Annotated in this window: 11 protein-coding genes and 1 pseudogene; 4 read left to right on the top strand and 8 right to left on the bottom strand. The window is 39.2% G+C overall.

Annotated elements, in window-relative coordinates:
* Nucleotides 1-717 precede the first annotated feature (717 nt).
* Nucleotides 718-2,706, bottom strand: a complete 1,989-nt coding sequence (locus VB740_RS30415) for a S8 family serine peptidase (RefSeq protein WP_323203564.1) — start codon at nucleotides 2,704-2,706, stop codon at nucleotides 718-720.
* A 393-nt stretch (nucleotides 2,707-3,099) separates the two neighbouring features.
* On the opposite strand from VB740_RS30415, the gene VB740_RS30410 reads away from it, so the two are divergent.
* Nucleotides 3,100-3,684: a hypothetical protein gene (locus tag VB740_RS30410; RefSeq protein ID WP_323203563.1), complete on the top strand. Its 585-nt coding sequence runs from the start codon at nucleotides 3,100-3,102 to the stop codon at nucleotides 3,682-3,684.
* Nucleotides 3,685-3,834: 150 nt separating this feature from the next.
* A complete protein-coding gene (locus tag VB740_RS30405; protein WP_323203562.1) occupies nucleotides 3,835-4,194 on the top strand; it encodes a Rieske (2Fe-2S) protein in 360 nt (119 codons plus the stop codon).
* 227 nt (nucleotides 4,195-4,421) lie between these two features.
* On the opposite strand, the gene VB740_RS30400 is transcribed toward VB740_RS30405, so the two are convergent.
* The gene (locus tag VB740_RS30400) at nucleotides 4,422-4,910 is read right to left on the bottom strand and encodes an Hsp20/alpha crystallin family protein (protein WP_323203561.1); all 489 of its coding nucleotides are present in this window, start codon (nucleotides 4,908-4,910) and stop codon (nucleotides 4,422-4,424) included.
* Nucleotides 4,911-5,195: 285 nt separating this feature from the next.
* On the opposite strand from VB740_RS30400, the gene VB740_RS30395 reads away from it, so the two are divergent.
* Entirely contained in the window at nucleotides 5,196-6,053 is an 858-nt protein-coding gene (locus VB740_RS30395) for a glycosyltransferase family 2 protein (protein WP_323203560.1), read from the top strand.
* Between the two features lie 846 nt (nucleotides 6,054-6,899).
* The gene (locus VB740_RS30390; protein ID WP_323203559.1) at nucleotides 6,900-12,551 is read left to right on the top strand and encodes a PAS domain S-box protein; all 5,652 of its coding nucleotides are present in this window, start codon (nucleotides 6,900-6,902) and stop codon (nucleotides 12,549-12,551) included.
* Here the strand turns inward: VB740_RS30390 and VB740_RS30385 are convergent.
* The 6 genes and pseudogenes from VB740_RS30385 to VB740_RS30360 all read right to left on the bottom strand — a co-directional run bounded on the left by VB740_RS30385 (nucleotide 12,503) and on the right by VB740_RS30360 (nucleotide 18,985).
* Nucleotides 12,503-13,858, bottom strand: a complete 1,356-nt coding sequence (locus VB740_RS30385; protein ID WP_323203558.1) for an IS1634 family transposase — start codon at nucleotides 13,856-13,858, stop codon at nucleotides 12,503-12,505. The genes VB740_RS30390 and VB740_RS30385 overlap by 49 nt on opposite strands.
* Nucleotides 13,859-14,161: 303 nt before the next feature.
* A pseudogene (locus VB740_RS30380) lies at nucleotides 14,162-14,491 on the bottom strand (IS4 family transposase); the annotation flags it as partial.
* 43 nt (nucleotides 14,492-14,534) lie between these two features.
* Nucleotides 14,535-16,400, bottom strand: coding sequence for a pentapeptide repeat-containing protein (locus VB740_RS30375; RefSeq protein WP_323203557.1), 1,866 nt, complete (start codon nucleotides 16,398-16,400; stop codon nucleotides 14,535-14,537).
* Between the two features lie 406 nt (nucleotides 16,401-16,806).
* Nucleotides 16,807-17,235: a hypothetical protein gene (locus VB740_RS30370; protein WP_323203556.1), complete on the bottom strand. Its 429-nt coding sequence runs from the start codon at nucleotides 17,233-17,235 to the stop codon at nucleotides 16,807-16,809.
* Entirely contained in the window at nucleotides 17,225-17,440 is a 216-nt protein-coding gene (locus tag VB740_RS30365) for a hypothetical protein (protein WP_323203555.1), read from the bottom strand. The genes VB740_RS30370 and VB740_RS30365 overlap by 11 nt, the downstream gene beginning before the upstream one ends.
* Nucleotides 17,441-17,473: 33 nt before the next feature.
* A complete protein-coding gene (locus VB740_RS30360; protein ID WP_323203554.1) occupies nucleotides 17,474-18,985 on the bottom strand; it encodes a hypothetical protein in 1,512 nt (503 codons plus the stop codon).
* Nucleotides 18,986-19,400: the final 415 nt, after the last annotated feature.

Genomic DNA, 19,400 nt, shown 5'->3' with positions numbered 1-19,400 from the left:
GACTGGTATCAAAGCCTTGTAAATATTGGCTTGCGAGTTTTCGGATGGGTCTAATTTATAGTAAAGTTATATATGCCGGAGAATTAGCAGCACAAAATTTTTAACCAACCAATCGGGTTGAAATTTCTGTAACAGGGCCAATTTATATAAAACGACAGTAATGATTTGCATTTAATTTAGAAGCGATCGCTAGTTTTAGTCCTGCAAAATCAGCTTTTGTTATTGAACTAGTAAGGGTATATCGTTTAATCTCATCTGATATGATTGATAATTTGTATTATCTTTTCTCATGATCTTTGACTCCTATAAGTCGTAAGTGGATGTTTGAATTGAAAGGTAAGCTTTAAGAAGAATGGACGAAAATGTAAGACACTATTGGAACAGGCACTAATTTGACCCGTATTTCTCACAAGCTTCAGGCGTTTGATGGAGCAGAGGGCAGAGGGGAAAGAACAAGGCACATTGAACTCTCCCACTAGCGAACCTGCTCCCCTGCACAAGCGCAGGCTTTGAGGGGTGTGGTGAGAAATCCGGGTTTGAGAATACGCCTATCCAAAATGATGGAATCACTATTTTTAGAGACGAATAGTCAGGATATGTATTTACGTCCCTAAATATATTCTACGCCTTATGTGAGTTAAGCCAGAGGATGTTGTTTAAAAGTCAGCACATCAATTTTTACCTTAAGTTGACACCAATGCACAGCTGTGATCCCATTTAAAACCCAATTTCAATGGTTAAGCTGCGAATTTTTCCTGTATCTGTCTCAGCTTTATCCGCAACTTCAAGAGTCCAGGTTCCTTGGGGACTTTTACCTTTAAAGGCAGCAAGTTTAAGGGTATTTACCTCGTCATAGGTTGTTTTAATGTTATTTGTAGCTCCGCCCTGGCGATCGTGCAGAATTACAGGAAGTACGCCTATTTGCACTGGGGGAAGGAGAGTAACTACAAGATCCCCAATAAAAGTATGCTCGATGTCTACATTAACTTTGATGGATTTTACTAGGCCGCTATTAGCGATCGCCAACGACAATGTTGATGTTTGTAAGTCGTTAATTGGGACATCTTGCACAGCCTTGAAACTGCTAAGTGGCGATGTTTGAGCCGGCTTGGCCAATTCTACAGCTTTGAGAGCATTGATTCGACCGTAACCGTAGAAGGGGCTACGACCATTGGCATCATATTTACCTCCAGCTTGATCGATGCGATCGCAAGAGCGTTTAATAATATCTCGCACTTCGTCCCAACGCAGATTTGGATTTCTGGCAATAATCAGAGCTGCTACACCAGCTGCACCTGGACAAGAACTAGAAGTTCCGCCGAATTCGTTTGTGTAATTGCCTCCAGTGTCACCCAGATTTCGATTACCCGAATTATAGCCAACTAAACCACCGCGATCGGTTGTCCAAATTCCAGAGGTTTGAGAACTTTCGCCATTGTTGCTAGGGAAGGCGCACCAGACGGCCTGACCAAAATCACTGTAAGCGCTTCTCGTGCCGTAGTCGTTACAAGCTGCCACAGCAATCACCTTTTGGTAGCTGGCGTAGCCATCATTATCGACGCTTTCGTTACCATTACCAGCCGCGAATAAAATTACACAGCCCTTGCCATTGCGTCCCTTATTGATTGCAAAGTCTATAGCAAGTCGTGTGGAGTCAGGCAAAGGCACTTTCTGGTTGTGTACAGGATCGTTTGGTTCAAACCAAGTACCGTCTGCTGGCCCCCAGCTGCAAGAAATAACATCAGCACCATTTTTAGCCGCCCAAACAAAAGCATCTGCTTCATCCTGCGACCCCAGCGCCGAAACTAAACGAATCGGCATGAGCTTTGCACCCGGTGCCACACCAGATGCACCAAACTTGCCGTTTGCACAAGCTACTCCTGCACAGCCTGTCCCGTGGTTATTGTCGTTTCCCGGTTTGGGATTGTCAGTTTTACGTGTGATATCACGCGGTGCAACAATTTTTCCAGAAGAACGGAACTCTTCATGATCGAGATCCACGCCGTCGTCGATAATTGCAATTATCGTCCCTGTACCATCACTCAACTTCCAAGCTGCCTCAACGTTGGCATGGGCATTAATTACCTTACCGTTAATTGTTGTTTGCTTTAGATGCCACTGCTGCGGGAAAACCTGACGTTGGCGTGATTCCCGTACTAGTTCAGGATGGCACAGTTCAACTGATGTTTCATTCAGAAGTCTCTCGGCGATGTCAAAGATAGCTATACCAGTATTGGCAGATGCACCGACAAAGTAGGCATTTTGTGCATATTCCAGTTGGGATTTAATTGTTAAGTCGTAACGTCTTAAGACCTCTTGGCAGACCGTTAACTCTTCTTCGCCATTGAATTTAAGAAAAAGATTTTCAGTGTAAACTACAGGTTGTTGGGATACTGGATCGACAAGAACACGTCCGGCAAATTGGACTTCAGGCTCTAGGTTGAGAATTTCACGGGCGCGATCGCGCAAAGCGACATCTTGAGTCGGAACTTTCGTTCGTAAAATTTCTACACCCGCTTGCCGAAACCGTGTTGCTAACTCGAATTGATTAAGGATACTACGAGCTGTAGGTGATACTGGTGCGACTTCAAACGGTCTGGCACCGACAAGATTACTACGGCTTTCGGTACGCACTACAACGTGTTCGTTACTGATAACAAGTTCATACTGTTGGCCGTTCTGTCCACCATAGCGAACTTGAACCATAATTTTATCTCCTGAGATATTTAAAGTGACATATATAGCAGCCAAGTGTAAGGGCACGGCAGTGCCCATTGGTGTCAACTTAAGCTAAAAGTAGTTTCACTGTTAGGTTCCTAGCCCGCCTCGAACTAAAGTTCTAGGCTAATAGCTAAAGTCTACTAAAGTAGACTAAAGATTATTCGGATTATTTAGTCATCTAAAGATGACTTGAGCTATTATTCTTGGAACTGAAGTTCCTTGCGGGACATGGTTTTTACGTTAAGTTGACACGTATGGGCAGTGCCGTGCCCCTACGGGTGTACCTCACGTAAACGAGAACCGCTATAGCTATCCCAATAAAAGATTTATATTCCATACCGCTTAAAAACGCTATAACATCATTACAACTTGAGAAAAATGTTTTATTCCCCGGCTGAGTCTTTTCTACAGGCGTACTCTTTACCTCTGATTACTGAAGTGAGATTTCAAAAAGACTATTTTTCTGAGTATCCTGAACAAATTCGCGTTGGTAGCGATGCCTACGACGGGCTACGCCTACGCACTACTGTATCCTACACTCGTAAGCCTGGGTACTATGCAATACATTACAAACAACCCAAGACCGTGGCAACAGGAGCAATTTTAGTACTTAACGATGGTGCAATCGCAGTTTTTCCAGGCGAACCCAATCAATCAGAACAGGGGACACTAACTCCAATTTATACAATACAACCCAATGGTTCTCTAGCAGTACCAACTGGGTTGGTTTTCATCCGCTTTGCTGAAGGCGTTAATGTAGAGTCGCAGCGCGAGATAATTAATCGAGCGGGTTATGAAGTAGCGCAAAGCCTTCCTTATGCACCTCACACAGCTTGGTTGCGTGCCCAATCAGGTAATATTGCTGATGCGATCGCCGGAATTCCTCAGTTAGAAGCGATACCTAAAGTTGAGAATATCGAACCTCAAATGCTTATGGAAAAAAGTTTGAGACTAGAGCGTTGATTTTCTAGGAAATGAGCCTAATATTTTTCATGAACGTATAAATAAAGATAGTAAACATTTATCCTTCCGACTCTCCAGTATTGTAAAGGCGATCGCAGTGGTCACAATTGCGAGAAACTGAAAGCAGATTAATTAGGAAAGGAGAACCTAATGAGTTGGACTAAAGTTCTTGCAGTCGAAGCGCTTTCCCCAGGTACGCGACAAGTGGTAAAAGTTGGCAACCGGAAAATTCTGGTTTTGAATCACGAAAATCAGCTTTATGCAGTAGATAACAACTGTCCACACTTAAAATTACCGTTGAAAAGTGGAAAAATAACTGAAGATGGGGCAATAGTTTGTTCCTTCCATCGTAGTGCTTTTGACCTGCGGACTGGTGAGGTAAAAGACTGGTGTTCCTGGCCACCTGGTGTAGGTAAAGTACTCTCAATGGTTTCCCCACAAAAAGCATTGCCAGTATTTCCTATTCGTGTAGAAGAAGGCAGTATCTGGGTTGATGTGCAAGAGGAATAGCGCTATCTATTTTTTAGGAGTTAATACCAATTTAAAAAAGAATGCGACAAATAGATCATTTGTAGAGACGCGATGAATCGCGTCTTTACCCAAGGATATGTTGCAATCATGAATTGAAATGGTATAAGCAATAAAAACCCCAGCCGATAAGTTTAGCTGGGGTTTTTCTTAAAATGCAACTATTTCAGAGATATAGGAACTATTGAATGGGAGAATAGAACATTTCCTCAAGTAGTTTGAACGCTTTCTTGTGATGTAATGTTGGGTTGTGCGTTACCGTTCCCAGCTTCTATAGAAGCTGTAGCATTTTGAGAGCCGCCTAAATTCACTTTGAATACCTTGTTTTGCTCTTGTTCCAGTTTAGGTAAAGTCAGAATTAAAATCCCATCTTTCATGTCTGCTTTAACTTGTTGATTCTGAACTTTGCTTGGTAGAGGAACTACTCTTGTAAAGTTGCCATACCGGAATTCAGAATGAACATGAGTCTTAGATTCGGAATGTTTTTCGTAACGATGCTCACCAGCAATTGAAACTGCATCTTGAGTAACTTGAACATCCAGATTTTTAGCTTCCACACCTGGAATCTCAACTCTTAATACGAACTCTGAACCATTGTCAGATAATTCAACAGCAGGAACCCACGCTGTTCTCGGTGATGCGGAAATATCAGAACTGCCGCGCTCGGCTGCTGTCAGATCAGAGAAAAGTTGATCCATTTGACGCTAGAAAAAGCTTTTAGATATTGTCTCGTTGTCTCGTTCCCAGTCTCAGACTGGGAATGCTGTCCTATAGGCTCCGCCTCCCTTGCAGTCTTAATGATGAGTCTTTAAGCGGACACGATATTAGAAGATTGCCCATGTCTCAGCTACCTCTGTCAATGCATTTTACGTATTTTTACTGAGTTTTGTTGTGTTATAAACTTGTACCAATGGGGAACTCTATAATTAGTAGATCAATTGTTTGAATTATTTGTTTGGAATACCTGCAAGAGGCGTTTGTTAATGATTAGTATAATTACGCCAGTTTATAACGGTGAAAGATTCATAGAATCTTGTCTTCAAGTTGTCATTGACCAGAACTGTTTAGAAGTAGAGCATATCATTGTTGATGGAGGTTCAAGCGACAAGACAGTAGAGATTATTAAGAATAAAGCCAATCAATATCCCCACATTCGCTGGATTAGTGAAAAAGACCAAGGACAATCTGATGCTCTCAATAAAGGAATTGCTATGGCCAAAGGACAGATTATTGGTGTTTTAAACGTTGATGATTTTTATGAAATAAACGTTCTTAACCGCATCTGTGAAATTTTCCAAACTTTACCACAGCCTAGTTTGATTGTTGGTAACTGTAATGTTTGCAATCTAGAAGGTAAACTAATTTTTATTAATAAAGCTAGACGACTAAGGGCGATTGATTTGTTGTTAGAAAGACGAATTAATGACGATGGAATTATCGATGCATCTTTTCCATTAAATCCTTCTGTTTACTTTTACCATAAATCATTGCATCAGCAAATTGGGCTATACAGAGTAGAAGAACATTATGCAATGGATTTAGATTTTCTCTTGAAAGCGGTTTCGTCATCTCATGTCAAGTATTTTAATGAGACTTGGGGTAACTATAGATTTTACCCAGGAACAAAAACATATGATGATTCTGCAAAAGGAATGAGTCTAGTGCGAATGAGAAACTTATTTAATGATTATATTAAAACATTACTACTGATGGAGCAATGGCAGATTTGGTTAGCTCGAAACATAAATTTTACTTTATTAAAGTTATTTTATTTTTATAAACATCCAGAAAGATTACCTGAATCGATTAAGCAGCGATTAACTAAATATAGTCGAACTTGATAAAATGACTTTTTACTTAAATAGAGTTTTTAGTGTAGGCGTAGCTTGCCCCAGTCCTTGAAAAATTCCGTTGCTTCTATTAGATACTCAACACCCCAGTCTTTAATTTGTATTTTGTTCAGATTATAATACTTCTGTTTAAAGATGCGCCTAAAAGACTGATGCAAAGCTACAGGCTGTAGCGATAATTCATGTAGATACAAAGCGTTTACCTACAGGTTATTGTAACCTCACATAAAGTTTGTAATACCTGTGGAATATCCATCCAAATATTCCTTTGCTTTAGAAATTGAAAGATTCAAAGTTCTAATTTTAAATATGTCTTAAAGCAGGTGAATTTAAACGCGAGAATAATTTTATTATTCTCGCGTTTAAATTTATTTATATTAAAGTAACTGCTTAAAGAGCAGGAGTGTTTAAGAGGCAGGTATAGGATTAATCCCAAATAGTTTGACACATCATTAGAACAACCGAGGTAATTATCAGAAGTATTAATTAATACTTAAAATTTACTAGTGTGGGTTTGTTTGGTATTACTTACAAGTCTTTCATTCAGGTTTTTTAGAATCCTGATGCAGAATTGAGCTAAAGCCATAGTATAATCACCTCCAAATAGTTTTTGTATAAAAGTTACTTCTGTATTACAGTGTAATTGTTGTTTGTACAGAGTTCAATCCCCGGTTGAAGAGAGTTTTAACCTTAACTTGACACTCCTATAGCCTACGCTTAAGTATGGTGGTAAGCAATGATTTTTTTCCAATCTTATAACAAAGTTTTACTTTCTGATTTCATGTTCAGTTTTATTCAATAAATTATTCCTGATTGAAAATCAACTTGGTAACTGATATGGATTCTCAAAAAATAAAAATTTTATTAGTTGATGATAAGCTAGAAAATTTACATTTTTTATCAGACATCTTTCAACACCAAGATTATCAGGTGCAAAGTGCCATTTCTGGGCAATTGGCAATCAATACAGCGCTTGCGTCTTTGCCTGATTTGATTTTGCTAAATGTTCTTATGTCAGAGACGGATGGTTATGAAGTTTGTCGAAATTTAAAAGTTAACTATAAAACTCAAGAGATTCCGATAATTTGCTTTGGAAGTTTAGATGAATTATCAGAAAAAATTAACATCTTTGATTTAAGTATTGACTATATTACTCAACCATTCCAAACTAAAGAAATTTTATTACGCGTACAAAATCAACTCACTATCCAAAGGCTGAAAAAACAGTTAAAAGAACAAAATGCCCAACTGCAACAAGAGATTCAAGAACGTCAACGAATTGCTGTTGAGTTAAATATTCGCAACAAACAAATAGAAGAGATTTTTAAAGAAATTTCCTTTAGCACTGACAAAGCTTTTTGTAAAGAAGTTTACCAAAGCAAACGCCTTTTAGTCGAAACCGCCTTAAAAAAGAGTGAAAGTCAATATCGCCACCTAGTAGAGACATCCCAGGATATGATCTGGTCGGTGGATATTGATGGACTAATTACCTTCGTCAACCCGGCAGTCAAGCAGATTTATGGCTACGAACCCCAAGAAATGATGGGGCGTGCCTTGACTGATTTTATCTCGCCTACACAAGTTACTCAAGATAAAGCAGTCTTTGAGGGTGTTTTTCAGGGAAAGCCGATCTTTCAGCATGAAACTACCTGTCTAGCTAAAGATGGTACTTTACTTTATCTAATGTTTAATGCGATCGCCTTACGCAATGAAGAAGGTTTAGTTATAGGCATGACAGGCACGGCTAGTAATATTACACAGCGTCGAGGAGCAGAAAAATTACTCCAAGAAAGCGCGATTAAGCTCCGCAATCATAACCTAGTACTAACCCAACTGGCACAAAATCAGACGCTTTATCAGGGTAACTTGAAAGCAGCTTTGAGTAAAATTACAGAAACATCTGTCAAAAATCTTGGGGTAGAACGAACCAGCGTCTGGCTGTATGACGAAACAGGCAGGAAAATCCAGTGTTTTGACCTATTTGAGGCCAGCCGCAATCAACATAGCGAAGGACTTTCCTTGCTAGTGGCAGACTATCCAACCTATTTTGCAGCTTTGCAGCAAGACCAGCCAATCGCCGCAGATGATGCCCATAACGATCCTAGAACTAAAGAATTTTCTGCATCTTACTCAAGATTAAACATCACCTCTATACTCGATACACCCATTAGGTTAGAGGGAAAAACCGTGGGAGTTTTATGTATGGAGGCAGTGGGAGTTACTCATCATTGGACGCTAGAAGACCAAAATTTCGCTCGTTCTCTGGGCAATTTAGTATCCTTGGTATTAGAGGCAAAAGAACGCCAACGCGCAGAAGCAGCGCGACGGGCTTCTGAAGAAAAGTTAGCATCAGCTTTTCGATCATCTCCTGATCCAATTGCCTTAATTACTGTTCCCAACAAACGCTATATCGAAGTTAACGACAGCTTTTGTCGGTTTTTTGGTTATTCTCGTTCTCAGGTGATTAATCACACCGATGATGAATTGAATATTTGGGTGAATCCAGAAGAATATAATTTTCTCACCCAGATTTTGCAACAAACAAAAGCCATCCGCAACTATGAGATTGAGGTCTGCACTTCAACAGGAGAAATCAGAACAACACTGTTTAGTGCGGAAATGATTGATATTGATGGGCAATATTACGTACTAGGCACAGCGAAAGATATTACTGAACGCAAGCAAGCAGAAAATGAAAGCCGTTTGCTATTGTTGACAACCCAAGCTATTACTCGTGCTAGTGATGTCAACACTGCTTTAGCACTAGTTTTGCGCTTGATTTGTCACACCATTGGCTGGGATTTTGGTGAAGCATGGATACCTAACGAAGATAGTACTTTAGAACATAGTCTAGGTTTCTATGGTGAGGAAAGCGGTTTAGCAGAATTCTCCCGCCAAAGCCAAACTGTGAAATTTGCTCTGGGAGTGGGGCTACCAGGAAGAGTTTGGCAAAACCAGGAAGCAGAGTGGATAGAAGATGTTTCTAAAGTTTCACAACCAGTTTTTTTGCGATCGCAACAAGCTGCCAAAGTAGGATTAAAAGCCGGTTTTGGTGTTCCCATTCTGGCTGGAAAACAAGTATTAGCTGTTTTAATATTTTTTAAACGTACCTCAGTATTGATAGATAAACGTTTGCTCTTGCTAGTCAGTGCTGTTGCTGCTCAATTAGGTGGTTTGATTGAGCGCAAAACCCTAGAACAAGAACTAGCACTTAGAGAAGCTCACCTCAATGCCTTTTTTAGCAACGCTCCTGTGGGCATGAACATTGTAGATAACCAACTGCGGTTTGTGCAAATCAACCAACTGCTGGCGGAAATTAATGGACTACCCCAGCAAGATCATATTGGCAAGACTATCCATGAAGTCTTACCCCACATCGCGCCCTTAGTGGAACCAATTTATCAACAGGTTCTGTTGACCGGTCAACCCATTCTCAACCAAGAATTAAGCGGCGCATCAATTAAACAACCAGATATTATTCGCCACTTCTTAGCTTCTTATTTTCCGATTCCTGGTGAAGACGATTGCCCCTCTGGTATAGGCACTGTTTTAGTAGAAATTAGCGAACTGCAAACAGCGCTACGCGATCGCAAACATGTCGAACAAGAATTGCGTTTAGCTAACGAACGCCTCCAATATCTGCTCACTTCTAGCCCTGTAGTCATTTATAGCAGCAAAAAAACCTCAGGAGATTTTAGCACTACCTTTATTAGTAAGAACGTTAAGATAATGGTTGGCTACGAAGCGCAAGAATTTATCGAAAATCCCAGTTTCTGGCTTCATCGCGTCCATCCAGAAGATGTTGAACTGATATCGGAGAAATTTTCCCAGCTTGTTGAACGGGAGTACAGCTCCTACGAATACCGTTGGTTACACGCTGACGGAACTTATCACTGGTTTTACGAAAAGATGAGGTTAATCCGTGACGAAGCTGGTAACGCTATAGAATGCGTTGGTTATTGGGCAGATATCAACGATCGCAAATTAGCAGAATTAGCTTTACAGTCGGGTCAGCAGCGATATCAACTTCTAGCGGAAGCCTCACCAGTTTGTATATTTAACGCAGATATAGATGGCAATATCTTATATTTTAATCAACGCTGGAGTGAAATTACTGGATACAGTTTAGAAGAGTCTCTGGGAACAGGTTGGACAAATGCCGTACATCCAGACGACCTTGAGCAGCTATTGTTGGCATGGAATCAAGCAACCATTAACAAGGTAATGTATAAATATGAGCATCGATTCTTGCGTAATGATAGTACGGTTGTCTGGGTAATTTGTCAGGCTTTGCCAGAATTTGGAGATGATGGAGAAATTAAAGGTTACATCGGCACAATTACAGATATAACCGAGATAAAATTGGCAGAAGAAGCCTTGCGCGAGAGTGCAGAAAGAGAAAGAGCGATCGCCCAAGTGATTCAAAGGATGCGCCAAACACTGGATTTAGAGACTATATTTGCTGATACAACCCAAGAATTACGGCAAGTACTCAACTGCGATCGGGTTGTTGTCTACCGTTTAAATCCCCAATTGAGTGGCGAATTTGTCTCTGAGTCTGTAGGTAATGGTTGGATTTCTCTGATAGAAGAACACAACAATGACCCTTATCTCACAGAAGGTATTTTACAAGATGGTCGTTGCCTAGCAAAAATTTTGGATAGCCTGGATAATCAGGTGCAAGATGCTGATGTGCAAGCAACTCAAGGCGGCATCTACACACAAGATGCAAGTTTTCGCTGCGTCTGTGACATTTACAACGCTGGGTTTCATTCTTCTTATATCAAACTCTTAGAGCGCTTTCAGGCTAAAGCCTACATTATTGTCCCCATTTTATATGGTAGTCAGCTTTGGGGATTACTAGCGAGTTATCAAAATTCTGATCCTCGCCAATGGAAACCAGGAGAAATCAACATCGTAGTTCAAATTGGTAATCAATTGAGTGTTGCTTTACAGCAGGCACAATTGCTGGCGCAAACTCAAAGGCAGTCACAAGCATTGCAAGAAGCTGTGATTACTGCTGACGCTGCCAATTGCGCCAAAAGCGAATTCCTCGCTAACATGAGCCACGAACTGCGGACTCCGCTCAACGCTATCCTTGGTTTTACCCAAGTCATGAGCCACGATCATGCTTTATCTACTGAACATCAGCAAAACCTAGCAATCATCAATCGTGCTGGCGAACATCTCCTCAACTTAATCAACGACATTTTGGAAATGTCTAAAATAGAAGCTGGCAGAATAACATTAAATGTCAATAGTTTTGACCTAATTCGTCTCTTGGAAAGCCTCAAAGAGATGTTGCGCTTCCGTGCCACCTCCAAAGGATTAGAATTGGTCTTTGAATATACATCTTACCTCCCCCAGTACATCCAAGCTGACGAAAGTAAACTGCGTCAAGTGTTGCTTAACCTCTTGGGAAATGCCATCAAATTTACCGATACTGGGAGAGTGATGCTCCGGGTGGGGATGGGGAATGGGGGCTTGGGAGTAGGGAGGCAGGGGGAGCAGAGGGAGCAAAATCTTCCTCATCTTTTCTTCGAGGTAGAAGACACCGGTCGTGGTATTGCCCCACAAGAAATTGACTTATTGTTTGAAGCTTTTGGGCAAACTGAAACCGGAAGGAAATCGCAACAGGGGACAGGACTAGGTTTAGCAATTAGCCGCAAATACGTGCAACTTATGGGGGGAGATATTAGTGTTACCAGCACTGTTGGCGAGGGAAGTAAATTTACCTTTGATATTCAAATTAGTCTAGCCGTAGCCAGTGAAATACAGATAAAGCAAATCAGACACCAAGTTATTAGTTTAGCGCCCGCTCAAAGCGAATACCGGATCTTGGTGGTTGATGACTCCACAGACAGCCGTTTAGTGCTAATGAAAATTCTGACATCTATCGGTTTTACAGTCCAGGAAGCGGCAAATGGCACTGAAGCGATCGCAGTTTGGCAGACATGGCAACCACACTTAATCTTAATGGATATGCGGATGCCGATTATGGACGGCTACGAAGCCACAAAAATTATTAAAGCTAGAGAAGAAACTGCAATCCTAAATCGTAAGACAATTATCATCGCCTTAACCGCTAACGCCTTTGAGGAACAGCGAGAAGCAATGATCAAAGCGGGTTGTGATGATTATATTAACAAGCCTTTCCGCGAGGAAGAATTACTAGAAAAATTGAGCCAATATTTACAAGTTCAATATATTTATCAAGAAGAAAGCTATCAGATAGGAGATGTCAGACAACAGGAAACAGAATCAATCTTGAAGCTTGCAGATTTAGTTCCTCTATTGTCTGAAATGTCGCCTGAATGGGTGAAACAGGTGTATACTGCGGCAGCCCAATGTAGTGATGACTTAATTTTAGAATTGATTGAGCAAATTCCTTCAGAAAATGTAATATTAGGGAATTTTATTAATAATTTAGCTTATGATTTTCAGTTTGAGAAAATCATGGAATTAATGAATATTCCAAAAGTATTATAGCCCACATTCCGCACCTTAACTTTATATTCAGACAGCATTTTCTCATTGCTCAGTTCTTTATCTGACAAAACATTTGTAGTAATTATAAATCTTCCTGCACTTAATATTTCTTGGTCAAGAATATCTTTATTTTCACTAACAGTTGCTGAAATTTGATAGTATTTTGATTGATTCTCTTCTTTGATATTGGGAATTTTTTCGAGAGTTTCAATAGTTTCTACCTGATGATATTTAAATCCTTTACTTATTTTGGTTAATTCTTTTCTAGCGTCAGCAACACAGGCAAATTTTTCTTGTGCTAGTTTTTTTAACTTAGCTTGAGTATTTATCAAAGCTTTTTCTATTTTCTTTGATAATTCCTCTAAGTCAGATTTTTTTCTATCTTGACTTTGTACAACTAACCATCTTTGTTCTATATCTCCATAATTTATTTTCTTTTGAGCGTATGAATATCCTGTCTTTTCACTTTTTACAAATTCCGATTCTGCTAAACTCCTGACTAAACTTTTTGCTAATTTTATCGTCAATGGTACTCGTGTCAACCATTTGATACTCGACATTAACTTAATATTTGATTCTGTATATAATGCGCTATCTGCTACTATGAGACTATCAACTTGTATTCTTTTTTGATACTCGACTGCAATTTCTCCAAACCTTTTAGAATCAACTTCATTTCCTGAGACTGATTTGATATATATTGGTATATCTCCATCTCCTGAACATACTAGTTCTGTAATAAATTGTTTTAAGTCTGGACGATGATCACGGGAATAACCGTAGGTTAATTTTATCGCTTGAGGTGATTTCCCTTCTTCACTTTCTTTCTCTAAATAATCTGATTGCTTTTGATTATTAAATATTACTGACGGTAAACTATATTTATATTCTCCATCTACATGAAATGATGTTGAATCCAAGTGTGATGATGAAAGTGATATCTGATATCTTTGTACAGCATTTAAACTAATTGCTAAAAATACTGTATCTAGTCCTTTTATAAATAATTTATCTAGAATTCTCCCCAGCTTATCATCATTGAGGTATTCTGGCTTTACTCCTGTACCAATTAAGTGTTCACAGGCGATTAATTCAAAGAACTTTGGGAACATATATAAAGGCTGTGACATCATACTTAAGCCGTTTAAAATCATTGCCTTTACTACCTGACCCGCACTGACTTTTTCTCCTAACTCTGAAGAGAGTAAATTATTAATTATTTCTACAATCCCAATTAAATCTACTATTCCTGCTACTATCCCTAAATGATCAATCTTCTTTAATTCTAGGTCTTTAGCACTAAACATGGCAATAGAAACTCCACAAAAGTATCTGTTGAAATTTTCTCCTGATTATGTTGATTCAAAATGTTTTTTTATCTTTTTATAGTCATTGAGGATAAAGCTTTCAATGATTTTGAACCAATTTTGACATCAAAATAACCTAAGAACTCAAATTTTGTACTTAGTCGTAAATATTCAACTGTATATCTAAGCTAATCATAATAATTCCTATTTAGCTCTAATAGATTCTAGTCAATTCTTTCAATCATTAGTTCTTATGTACTAAATATATCCGTTTCCTTGGGGTGTGACAGTTGTAGGTGCGGAATGTGGGATAAGTTGTAGTTGTGGGTTTTGCAAGAGTGCGCGGTGAAAAAAGTACAAACTGCGAAAAACCATCTCTACGGAAATACGATCTATTGGCTGTTGTAAAGCTACAGCAACATCAGCGCATAAATCATTGAGAACAGCATAGAAAATCCAAGTAGCGTACAACTGCATTTGTACACCGTTAACGCCGCCGACCCAAAGATAAGATAAACCCAGTAAGCGTTTAGTCAATAAAAATGCATCTTCGATTTTCCAACGACGGCGATATAAATCACAAACTTGCTGCGCTGAAAGTTGTTCTGGGTCAAGAACATTAGTCAAGTAATGTTATCCCAAACCGAATAGTTTTGCGATCGCAGGCAATAATTTATTACCCGCTTCCACCAGAGAAGCAACAGCAGGTAAGCCTGTAAATATCCCTTTCAACTATCCCTTTCAACATAGTGATTGCTGTTTTTGCCGTCTTCTGCTTGGTGGATTCTTGAGGATTTTTACCCGCTGCTGCCAAAGTGTTCACCTGTTCTAGCGCTTCGGCTTTGTCTTCTTCTGACAAATATGTGGATTGGATGATTGCATCTTGCAACTGCGACAATAATTCTTTGATTCCTGGTTTCTCGGCATCGGTTGCATCAGGTAACTGATTGAGGGCAATACTCACGTTACCGCTGATGGTTCCCAGATTAGCAAGAGAACCACCGCCAGCGATACCGCTAACATTACTACTACCTTCAATATTAATGCCGCTGATATCTGACATATTTGTATCTCCTTGAGTATAAAATTTCGGCTGCTTGAGAGCAGTATCTACCATATTTTCTAAACTAATAATGCGCTTATCTTTTTCTACCAGTAATAATTGCTGACTCTGCGATAAAGCTTTGAGTTGATTATAATCATCAAAATATTCTGCACTCAGTTGAGATTTATCGCTACCTGCTGCGGTTTTGGCTCTGAGCAAGATTTTATCATCGCCGCGCTTCTCCATTGCTACGATTTCTAACTCGGCTTCGGGATGGTTTTCGGCAAGGTTTTTGAAGGCTATGGCAACAGCGCGGGGGTCAACGCCTTGATTATGATAAAGGTCGAGGGTATCAAAAATTGGCTTGATAAAGTCAGCAAAATCCCCATCCTTAAAAAAATCTCCCTCATTATCAGGTTTGCGTAGGGGATTGGGGTATTCTTTTGTGTGTAAGCGCATGAAGACATATTCACACCTCACCCCACGCAATTTAGTTGTATTTGTAATGCCCCAATCTTCAATGAAGGCTCCGGTGAGAGTTGCACCTGTTAAGTCTGTGCCGTCTAGTTGGGTTTGCTTCAGCTTTGCTCTTGACAAATCGGCATCTTGCAAATTAGCTTCACTGAGATCAGTACTAATAAAACTGGCATCTGCTAGGTTTGCTTTTTGTAAGTTGACACCTCGCAGTGATAGACCATTAAAGTTTTTGTCTTGTCCTTGTCCTGTAATTACTAGTTTGCGTACTTGTGGTTTTTCAAGATAAGTTGCACCAACACGAGCGCGATCAAGCTTTTTAGCTTGGAACAAACAAGTATTAGTTAGATTAGCGGCTTCAAAATTAGTGTTTTTCAACGTCGCCGCAGTGAAATTAGCATCTGTTAAATCAGCTTTGCAAAAAGTTGTACCACCCGTGTTAGTGACAGCAGTCTTTAAACACTCGTCAGCTATTGCTATAGAAAAAGGCATAATACCAGCTTCAACCCTAGCTCTAGCTGTAGATATAATTGCGCCTTTAGAGCCAACTACAGCTAAGTATATAAACCCGAAAAATGCTAAAACAACTGGCACACCACCAGCTAAAACAACATCAAATATAGATAAAGAGCCAGTTACAACTGCTGAGATAATCAAAGCTAAAACTAAAGCTATAGTCCCAGCTATAGCTAAAACCAGATTTGCAGTCAAAGCAACAGCCAAGTCGTTATACCTAGAAGCAACTATAGCTACGCTGATAACTACCAGTACAGCTATTAGTAAAGCCACAATTACAGATTTTGATAGTGCGGATAAAACCAATAAGGCTGTTACTAACGCTGCACCAATTGCCCAACCGCGTTGCAGTCCAGCTTTGGCATGGCTGAAGTTTGCCCCTGTCAGGTTGGCGTTGGTGAAGTTTGCCCCTCGGATGTCGGCATAGCTAAAGTTTGCACCCACAAGGTCTTTTCTACCTTTGAAGTTGCGTCCTCGGAGATTTTGACCGGAGTTGTCTAAAGCCATGTTTCACTTTACAGAGGTGAGCAAATTTTACTACACGCTTACCCCTGTAAATTCAGGAATGGTTAGATAGATTTGTTAGTTGAGCCTCAGAAGGTCAAAGTCGAGCCTCAAAAGGTCAACATTGAGATTCAAAGGCTGATTTTTGCACTTTTATATTAATAGTGACTTAACTCAGAACTTGCATCAGTCCCAAGAACCGCCTCAGAATGAATTTTGAGACTACTAGCTAAAGTCTTCTAAAGAAGACTGAATAAAGATTGGAGTCCACTTGAGTGGACTTGCGCTATTAGTCAGAGAATTTATTCTCTGGCGGGAAAGTGGGCAGTTGCAAGATATAACTTAAATGATTTCCCGCTATTCGATGCGTGACAAGTTCAAGATAATTACGGTCTATCAAAAGTCCAAACTAGTGAACTAGCTGAAAGCCCATACCTACATGGGTGAAGTGAGCATCTTCCCTGAGGACATTTGTAATGCCAAATTCTTGCATGACAACCATTGAGGTCAGATCAGTGTAAGAAATTAGAAGCTTATCGATAAACTTAGAACGGAGTTCCTTAGTTAAGCAAAAGCGTTCTTCAGTAATGCGAATTAAATAAAAGTTATCGGCTGAGAAGGCCGATAACAGCACTTTCATGGATTGGTCTGCGAGAGGTGCTGGGAGTCGTCGAAAAAAGAAAGTAATCGTCTCGTCAAGGACATAATCTGTTGTATAAATTTGCCCATTTTCAGCAATCGCACGTTGGTAAGCTTCTGTGGCTTCTTGATGATAGCGTTCACTTCTGTCATGCAGCGTGAGCCAGCCCCATGTATCAATAAAAAGCTTAGTCGCCATAGAGTTCTTCGTCTAAATTAGCAGCCAGGGAGCCGTGAGAGACTACACAAATGAAGCCTGCAAGGGGATCGCTACTTTGGGTGGGTGGGTTAGATGTTGGTGATTTCAGAGTACCTGCAAGTTTTTGAACATACTGTAAAACGTCTTTTAGTTGCTGCTCTGGCAGTTGTTCAATTGCGTCAAAGATAGCTTGTTTAGTTGTCATGGCAATAGCTCAATGTCGCTAGGATTTTAACTGTCATTTGATGATATACCAAATACCATTATTGCTTTGACGTAAAATCTGGTATCTTTGCTCAACAAATTCCAGCATTTTAGGGGAATTTTTTTTGATTATAGCCTGGGGAACATAATCAATAAAAATATAAGGAGGCTTTGATAAATCTAACTGTTCTATAAGTGTTGACCATTGCTCAGGTAAAAAATATTCAAGTGCCCAACCACGTAGTATTGTTGCTTGACTCCGACCAGAAAAATAGTAAATCGATGGATCACCAGCTACATAAATCTCACCAGCAAGACTTCCTGGCTGAGATATCAAATTAGCCTCTGAGTGAAGGGATGGATATTTTTTTCTAAAAACAGTTTGATATTGCGATCGTGTATCTTCAGTTAAAGCAAAGTTATTATTAACCAGAACTACACTCTTTTTTATAATAGTGGATGATAAAGGTAAGAACAATAAAAATATGAGCAAAATTGTTGGGACTGGGGAACTCAATTCTTTTAAATAGCCCCATAATACATCTAATCCTTTAGTGGCTAAAATACCTATGGGTACAAACAATAATAAAAAATGGTATTCCCACAATGCCTTGTATTGTAGAGCAATAACACTTAAACCAAAAACGCACCAAACAACAAGTAACAAAGTCAATATATTCTTAGACTTACGCAAAGAAGTATCTACTGCAATAATAGCTATTAAAACTAAAGGATAAAAACTCTGTAAAAACCATTTGATTCCCGAAATAAAATCACTTTGAGTCAATGCAGAATTAGCAATGATCAGAGGTGGATATATAAAAAATGTCTGGTATACTATTGAAAAACTATTCAACCAGACAAAGTAGCTGGCAACGGCTAAAAGAGGAAAGATAGTTCCTATAAAAATTGGCAAACAAATCTCAATAAATATTTTTTGAATACTCTGTCGTTTTATTAATACGGAATACATTAATATAGTTAGCCAAAACGAAAGCAAGATCAGCAAAAATATTAATTTAAATAAAATGACAATTCCACCAATAAAACCTGACATCAAAAGTGGGATAAATCTTTGCTTCCCTTCGTTTTTAAAAGATTGAAAAGTTAGCCAAATACAAAGGAACAAAGGAAAACCAACCAGCGCTTCCACTTGAGTAAGATGCCAAGCGCCTGAAACAACGTAGTAAACGCCAACAGTTAACAAAGGTACTAGACTTGCAATTATCTGATGCCGAAAATAGCTTTTTAGAGTCAGCAGCAATATTATCGCAAAAAATACCATGTAAATAAGTTCAAAGGCATGGATGCCAATCTCATCAAAACCAAACAAAGTTCCCGCCAAATAATAAAAGCAGAAAATCCCTGGTTGCTTAATATCCCAAAAATCACGATATAATACTTTTCCTTGTTGCATTTCCCAAGCACCTAGCCTAAAAAATGCTTGATCTCCATCAAATGGAAAAGGTAAATGTAACAGACCAATCATGATAATAATAATCACAACTAGAAAGTCAATTTTATTTAATTTAGCAATACGAACCATGACACTTTAAATTTAAATTTAAGCCATTATCCCGCACTAGTAAATATCCTAACGAGATAACAGTAAGTATGTAGCTTCTGTGTCAATAATAATGTTTAGATAATGTTTATAAACTGTAAAGAAACTGTAAGATTGAATGGCTATAAGCCTCTTGATACTTAACTTTAATCTTAACTTTGCTAGGTTCTGCCACACTTTTTAGAGTTTGCAAATGTTTGTAGTGTAAGCAAATCTCTATATTCATATATTGCTTTACTAAATAAGTAGGTATCAAAAAAGTAAACTATGTAAAGATAAATAAGGGCTTCCTGTTAAAAAAATATCCCGTCGTAGGGGCGCAAGGCCTTCATACGTGTCAAATTAACGTGAGTTCGATGAACCTCTCCCTCCCAGCCTCCCTCTCCGAAACGGAAAG

The organism is Nostoc sp. UHCC 0251 (assembly GCF_034932245.1).
Classification (GTDB): domain Bacteria; phylum Cyanobacteriota; class Cyanobacteriia; order Cyanobacteriales; family Nostocaceae; genus Nostoc.
Note: the sequence above shows the minus strand (reverse complement) of the source record. Positions and strands in the feature narration are given on the sequence as shown.

Bases quoted from the DNA above. Each gene is read 5' to 3' on its own strand.
- VB740_RS30415 (WP_323203564.1), bottom strand. From the start codon at position 2,706: ATGGTTCAAGTTCGCTATGGTGGACAGAACGGCCAACAGTATGAACTT.
- VB740_RS30410 (WP_323203563.1), top strand. From the start codon at position 3,100: ATGTTTTATTCCCCGGCTGAGTCTTTTCTACAGGCGTACTCTTTACCT.
- VB740_RS30405 (WP_323203562.1), top strand. From the start codon at position 3,835: ATGAGTTGGACTAAAGTTCTTGCAGTCGAAGCGCTTTCCCCAGGTACG.
- VB740_RS30400 (WP_323203561.1), bottom strand. From the start codon at position 4,910: ATGGATCAACTTTTCTCTGATCTGACAGCAGCCGAGCGCGGCAGTTCT.
- VB740_RS30395 (WP_323203560.1), top strand. From the start codon at position 5,196: ATGATTAGTATAATTACGCCAGTTTATAACGGTGAAAGATTCATAGAA.
- VB740_RS30390 (WP_323203559.1), top strand. From the start codon at position 6,900: ATGGATTCTCAAAAAATAAAAATTTTATTAGTTGATGATAAGCTAGAA.
- VB740_RS30385 (WP_323203558.1), bottom strand. From the start codon at position 13,858: ATGTTTAGTGCTAAAGACCTAGAATTAAAGAAGATTGATCATTTAGGG.
- VB740_RS30375 (WP_323203557.1), bottom strand. From the start codon at position 16,400: ATGGCTTTAGACAACTCCGGTCAAAATCTCCGAGGACGCAACTTCAAA.
- VB740_RS30370 (WP_323203556.1), bottom strand. From the start codon at position 17,235: ATGGCGACTAAGCTTTTTATTGATACATGGGGCTGGCTCACGCTGCAT.
- VB740_RS30365 (WP_323203555.1), bottom strand. From the start codon at position 17,440: ATGACAACTAAACAAGCTATCTTTGACGCAATTGAACAACTGCCAGAG.
- VB740_RS30360 (WP_323203554.1), bottom strand. From the start codon at position 18,985: ATGGTTCGTATTGCTAAATTAAATAAAATTGACTTTCTAGTTGTGATT.